4 protein-coding genes are annotated in these 5,773 nt (G+C 72.4%); 3 read left to right on the top strand and 1 reads right to left on the bottom strand.

Annotation, left to right across the window (positions count from 1 at the left end):
- Window positions 1-2,166 (top strand): 1,4-alpha-glucan branching enzyme (gene glgB, locus C1I97_RS29810; RefSeq protein ID WP_111006214.1); only part of this gene is annotated, 2,166 nt, incomplete at its 5' end.
- A 135-nt stretch (window positions 2,167-2,301) separates the two neighbouring features.
- On the top strand, window positions 2,302-3,390 hold the full coding sequence (locus tag C1I97_RS29815) for a glutamate--cysteine ligase 2 (protein ID WP_111006215.1): 1,089 nt from the start codon (window positions 2,302-2,304) through the stop codon (window positions 3,388-3,390).
- 1 nt (window position 3,391) lies between these two features.
- On the opposite strand, the gene C1I97_RS29820 is transcribed toward C1I97_RS29815, so the two are convergent.
- Complete coding sequence (locus tag C1I97_RS29820) at window positions 3,392-3,625, bottom strand: DUF6480 family protein (RefSeq protein WP_111006216.1); 234 nt, start codon at window positions 3,623-3,625, stop codon at window positions 3,392-3,394.
- A 152-nt stretch (window positions 3,626-3,777) separates the two neighbouring features.
- On the opposite strand from C1I97_RS29820, the gene C1I97_RS29825 reads away from it, so the two are divergent.
- Window positions 3,778-5,685 carry an AMP-dependent synthetase/ligase gene (locus C1I97_RS29825; protein ID WP_111006217.1) on the top strand — a complete coding sequence of 636 codons (1,908 nt, stop codon included), beginning with the start codon at window positions 3,778-3,780 and terminating at the stop codon, window positions 5,683-5,685.
- Window positions 5,686-5,773: the final 88 nt, after the last annotated feature.

Genomic DNA, 5,773 nt, shown 5'->3' on the forward strand with positions numbered 1-5,773 from the left:
GGAGCGGGCGCCGCGGCCCCGCCCCTGGAGCCCGCCGACCGTGAGCGCCTGCTGTCCGGCGCCCACCACGACCCGCACGCGCTGCTGGGCGCGCATCCGGTGCCGGACGGGATCGCCTTCCGGGCGCTGCGTCCGTTCGCCGACGCGGTGAGCGTGGTGGTCGGCGGCGAGCGCACTTCGCTCGTGCCGGAGGGCGACGGCCTGTTCTCGGCCGTACTGCCGCTGCCGGAGATCCCCGCGTACACGCTGGCGGTGGTCTACGGCGAGGACGAGTACGAGGTCCACGACCCGTACCGCTTCCTGCCCGCCCTCGGCGAACTCGACCTGCACCTGATCGGGGAGGGCCGGCACCAGCAGCTGTGGAAGGCGCTCGGCGCCGAGCCGATGACCCACCAGGGCGTGAGCGGCACCCGGTTCACGGTGTGGGCGCCCAACGCCCGGGGTGTGCGGGTGGCCGGGGACTTCACCTACTGGGACGGCACGGCGTTCCCGATGCGCTCGCTCGGTGCCGCGGGCGTGTGGGAGCTGTTCCTGCCGGGCATCGGCGAGGGCACCCGGTACAAGTTCGAGATCACCTCGCAGTACGGCGGCCGGTTCCTGAAGGCCGACCCGATGGCGCGGCGCACCGAGGTGCCGCCCGACACCGCGTCGGTCGTGACGGCCGCGCACCACGAGTGGGGCGACCAGGAGTGGATGGCCCACCGCGGGGACACGCCCGTGCACGAGGCGCCGTTCTCGGTGTACGAGGTGCACCTGCCGTCCTGGCGCCCGGGGCTGACGTACCGCGAACTGGCCGAGCAGCTCCCCGCGTACGTCAAGGACATGGGCTTCACCCACGTGGAGCTGATGCCGGTCGCCGAGCACCCCTACGGCCCCTCCTGGGGCTACCAGGTCACCTCCTACTACGCGCCGACCGCCCGCCTCGGCTCCCCCGACGACTTCCGGTACTTCGTGGACGCCTGCCACCGGGCCGGCATCGGCGTGATCATGGACTGGGTTCCGGCCCACTTCCCGAAGGACGACTGGGCGCTGGCCCGCTTCGACGGGGACCCGCTGTACGAGCCCGGGAACGCGCAGCGTGCCGAGCACCCCGACTGGGGGACGTACGAGTTCGACTTCGCCCGCACCGAGGTGCGCAACTTCCTGGTCGCGAATGCCGTGTACTGGTGCGAGGAGTTCCACGTCGACGGCCTGCGCGTGGACGCGGTCGCCTCCATGCTCTACCTCGACTACTCGCGGGACTCCGGCCAGTGGACGCCCAACGCGCACGGCGGGCGGGAGGACCTGGACGCGGTGGCGTTCCTGCAGGAGATGAACGCCACCGTGTACCGGCGGGCGCCGGGGGTGGTGACCATCGCCGAGGAGTCCACCGCCTGGGGCGGGGTGACCGCGCCGACCGACTCCGGGGGGCTCGGCTTCGGGCTGAAGTGGAACATGGGCTGGATGCACGACTCGCTGCAGTACATGAGCAAGGAGCCGGTGCACCGCAAGTACCACCACCACGAGATGACCTTCGCGATGGTGTACGCCTACAGCGAGAACTACGTCCTGCCGATCTCCCACGACGAGGTGGTGCACGGCAAGCGGGCGCTGGTGTCGAAGATGCCCGGCGACTGGTGGCAGCGGCGTGCCGACCACCGCGCGTACCTCGGGTACATGTGGGCGCACCCCGGCAAGCAACTGCTTTTCATGGGCCAGGAGTTCGCCCAGGGCGGCGAGTTCTCCGAGGAGCACGGGCCCGAGTGGTGGCTGCTCGACGAGGGCTACTGCGCTGCCGGGGACCACCGCGGGGTGCAGGACCTGGTACGCGACCTGAACAGGCTCTACCGGGCCACCCCGGCCCTGTGGCAGCGCGACACCCGGCCCGAGGGCTTCCGCTGGGTGGCCGTGGACGCGGCCGACGACAACGTCTACGCGTTCCTGCGCCACGACGCGGCCGGCGCCCCGCTGCTCGCGGTGTCGAACTTCTCCCCGGTCGTCCGCGACGGCTACCGCCTGGACGTGCCCGTCGACGTCACCGCCTGGTGCGAGGTCCTCAACACCGACGCCGCCCGCTACGGCGGCAGCGGCGTCACCAACCCCGAGCCGGTCAAACCGGAGGACGGGCACATCGGCCTCACCCTGCCACCGCTGGCCACGGTCTGGCTCACGCCGTACACCGGCTGAGCGACGGCCCTCCCGGGGCGGCGGCCGGGTCCTTCTCCGCACCCAGGTGTCCGGCGGCCGTCCCGGGGGCAGTCGGGGTCGTACGACCCGGTGTCCCGCCGCGGTCGCGGCAGACGGACGGAAAGGCGGCAAGAGGTGCGGACCGTCGGAGTGGAGGAGGAGCTTCTCCTGGTCGACCCGGAGAGCGGGGACCCCAGGGCGCTGTCCGCGGCAGTGCTCGCGCGGGCCGAGGCGGACGACGCGGACCGGGGCGTGTTCGAGAAGGAGCTGTACGGCCAGATGCTGGAGTTCGCCACGCATCCCCGTACGGACATGGCGGAACTCGGCGCGGAGATCGTCCGCTGCCGCAAGGAGGCGGCCCGGCTCGCCGGGGAGATCGGCTGCGCGGTGGCCGCGCTGGCCACCTCCCCGCTGCCGGTCAGTCCCACCATCAGCATGAACCGCCGCTACCAGTGGCTGGCCGACCAGTACGGCATCGCCACCCGGGAGCAGCTCGTCTGCGGCATGCACGTGCACGTGGCCGTGGAGTCGGACGAGGAGGGGGTCGCGGTCGTGGACCGCATCCGCCCCTGGCTGCCCGTGCTGCTGGCGATCAGCGCCAACTCCCCGTTCTGGCAGGGCAGGGACACCGGCTACGACAGCTACCGCAGCCGGGTCTGGGACCGCTGGCCGTCGGCCGGGCCGACCGAGCTGTTCGGGTCGCCGGAGCGGTACCACCGGCGGGTGGCGGACATGGTGGCCACCGGGGTCATCCTCGACGAGAAGATGGCGTACTTCGACGCGCGGCTGTCCGAGCGGTACCCGACGGTGGAGATCCGGGTCGCGGACGTGTGCCTGCACGCGGAGACCACCCAGCTGATCGCCACCCTCGCCCGCGGCCTGGTGGAGACCGCCGCCCGGGAGTGGCGGGCCGGGCGGGAGCCGGTGGACCACAGTGTGAGCCTGCTGCGGCTGGCGGCGTGGCAGGCCGCCCGGGCGGGCCTGGCCCGGGAACTGCTCCACCCGGCGACCATGCGGCGGCTGCCCGCCCGGTCGGTGGTGCGGGCCCTGCTGGACCATGTCTCCGACGCGCTCGCCTCCACCGGTGACCTGGACCGGGCGCGTGAGGCCGTGGACGGGGTGCTGCGCGGCGGAGGCGGCGCCCGGGTGCAGCGCGAGCTGATGGAGCGGACCGGAAGCCTGCGGGAGGTCGTCACGGAGTGCGTGCGCCACACCCAGGGGTGAGTCAGAGGATCAGGCCCAGGGCGTACGTCAGGAAGCCGATGGCGACCACCAGGACGAGGACGAGGATGATGATGAGCGGGGCCTTCGCCCAGCCCCTGGACGTGCTGTCCGGCTGCCGGGGCCCCGCCTCGGGCATGCTGCTCTCGGCGGGCGGGGTCTCGCCGGGCGGTACACCGCCTCCGGACTCCAGTCCGGGGGTCCGTTCGGGTTCTGGATCGGGATTGACGTAACTCATGTCCGCCGAGTCCCCCGAAAGGGACGAGATCAACAAAACGGCGTCACTTCCCGGTTCCGTGGCCCTGACGCGCTGACCTGGGCTACATTCGAGCCGCGTCGACAACGGTACTCATCGGCGGGGTCACCCTCCGTAAAACCCAGGAGCAGCGCATGCCCGACTTCGCCCTCGCTCCGTCCGCGGCCACCTCGCCGGCCGGTGGGCTCGCCGACAGCGTCTTCGAGACCGCGCAGACACGTCCCGCCCTGCCGGTGCTCGCGCGCCGTACGGACTCCTCCTCCCCGGTGTGGGAGGAGGTGACCGCCGTGGAGCTGCGCGACCAGGTGAGCGACCTGGCCAGGGGCCTGGTCGCCTCCGGGATCTCGCCGGGGCACCGCGTGGCCGTCATGGCCCGCACCCGGTACGAGTGGACGGTCCTCGCGTACGCGCTGTGGGCGGTCGGCGCGGAGGTCGTCCCCATCTATCCGACCTCCTCGCGCGACCAGGTCGAGTGGATCCTGCGGGACTCCGAGTGCGTGGCCGTCGTCGTCGAGGACGAGCAGGGCGTGATGACGGTCGGCTCGGTGTGCGCGGGGCTGCCCCGGCTGCAGCACGTGTGGCAGCTGGACGCCGGTGCGCTGGAGCATCTGGTGCAACGGGGTGCCTTGATACCCCCGACCACCGTCGACTCGCTGCGCCGGATCGTGCTGCCGGACGCGACCGCCGCGATCGTCTACACCTCCGGCACCTCGGGCCGCGCCATGGGCTGTGCGCTGAGCCACCGGGCGATGGCGAGCCCCTGCGACACGCTGCTGGCCGACTGGGGCCACATCGCGGCACCGCCCGGCGAGCAGGCGTCGGTGCTCGCCTTCCTGCCGTTCTCGCACGTGTACGGGCTGATGATCCAGAGCATCTGCGTCCGCGGTGGCATCCTGATGGGCCACGAGCCCGAACTCGGCGAGGAGGCACTGGCGTCGGCGCTGCGGACGTTCCGGCCGACGTACTTCTACGCCGTGCCGTCCGTCTTCGAGAAGATCTACAAGAACTTCCTGCGCGCCTCTCAGCAGACCGGCCGCGGCGCGCTGTTCGAGCGGGCGGCCGAGACGGCGCGGGACTTCGCCGCCGCGCAGGAGCGGCAGCGGCTGGGCCGGGGCTCGGGGCCCGGGTTCGACCTGCGGCTGCAACACGCCCTGTACGAACGGACGGTGTACCGCAGACTGCGGGCCGCGATGGGCGGCAGAGTGGTCCGCGCCACCTCCGGCGGCTCCCCGCTCAATCGTGAGCTCTCCCTGTTCTACGAGGGAATCGGCATCCACGTGCACGACGGGTACGGGCTGACGGAGACCGCCGGCGGGATCACCATGCAGCCGCTGGGCCGGGAGAAGTCGGGGACCGTCGGCAAGGCCCTGCCGGGCACGACGATCGAGGTCGCGGACGACGGGGAGATCCTGGTGCGGGGGCCGTCGGTGTTCCAGGGGTACGTGGGCGACGAGGCCGCGACTCGGGCCGCGCTGCGCGGCGGCCGGCTGGCCACCGGTGACATCGGGCACCTGGACTCCGAGGGCTATCTGACGATCACCGGGCGCAAGAAGGACATCGTCATCACCAGCAGCGGCAAGAGCGTGGCTCCGGCCCCGCTGGAGCAGCGCCTGCGGATGCATCCGCTGGTCCACCAGGCGGTGGTCGTGGGCGACAACCGGCCGTGCGTGGGGGCGCTGATCACACTGGACCCGGACTTCCTGGCGCACTGGCGTACGGTGCAGCCCCTGCAGGGCGACGCGCCGGAGCGTGAGGCGCGGGAGGAGAACGCGCTGCGGGAGGAGATCGGGCGGGCGGTCGCCGCGGCCAACAGCACCGTCTCGCGCTCGGAGTCCATCCGGGTCTTCCGGGTGCTGCCGGAGCCCTTCGACGTGGCCAGCGGGCTGCTCACCCCGTCCATGAAGCTGCGCCGGGACGCCATAGTGACGCACTACGCGTCCGAGATCGACGCCATGTACGCGGCGCGTGCGCGTGCTCCGCGGCGGCCCGCGGCGAACGACCCGGCGGCCGACTGGGACGACTACGACAACGTCTTCCGCTGAGCGCGGGCAAGCCACCTCGTCGCCCAGGGGAACGGGCGCGGGCCTCGAACGGCGCCGCCCCGGCCGTCGTCGCACCCCGCCGGAACAC

It is taken from the genome of Streptomyces sp. NTH33 (genome assembly GCF_003236365.1).
Lineage (GTDB): Bacteria > Actinomycetota > Actinomycetes > Streptomycetales > Streptomycetaceae > Streptomyces.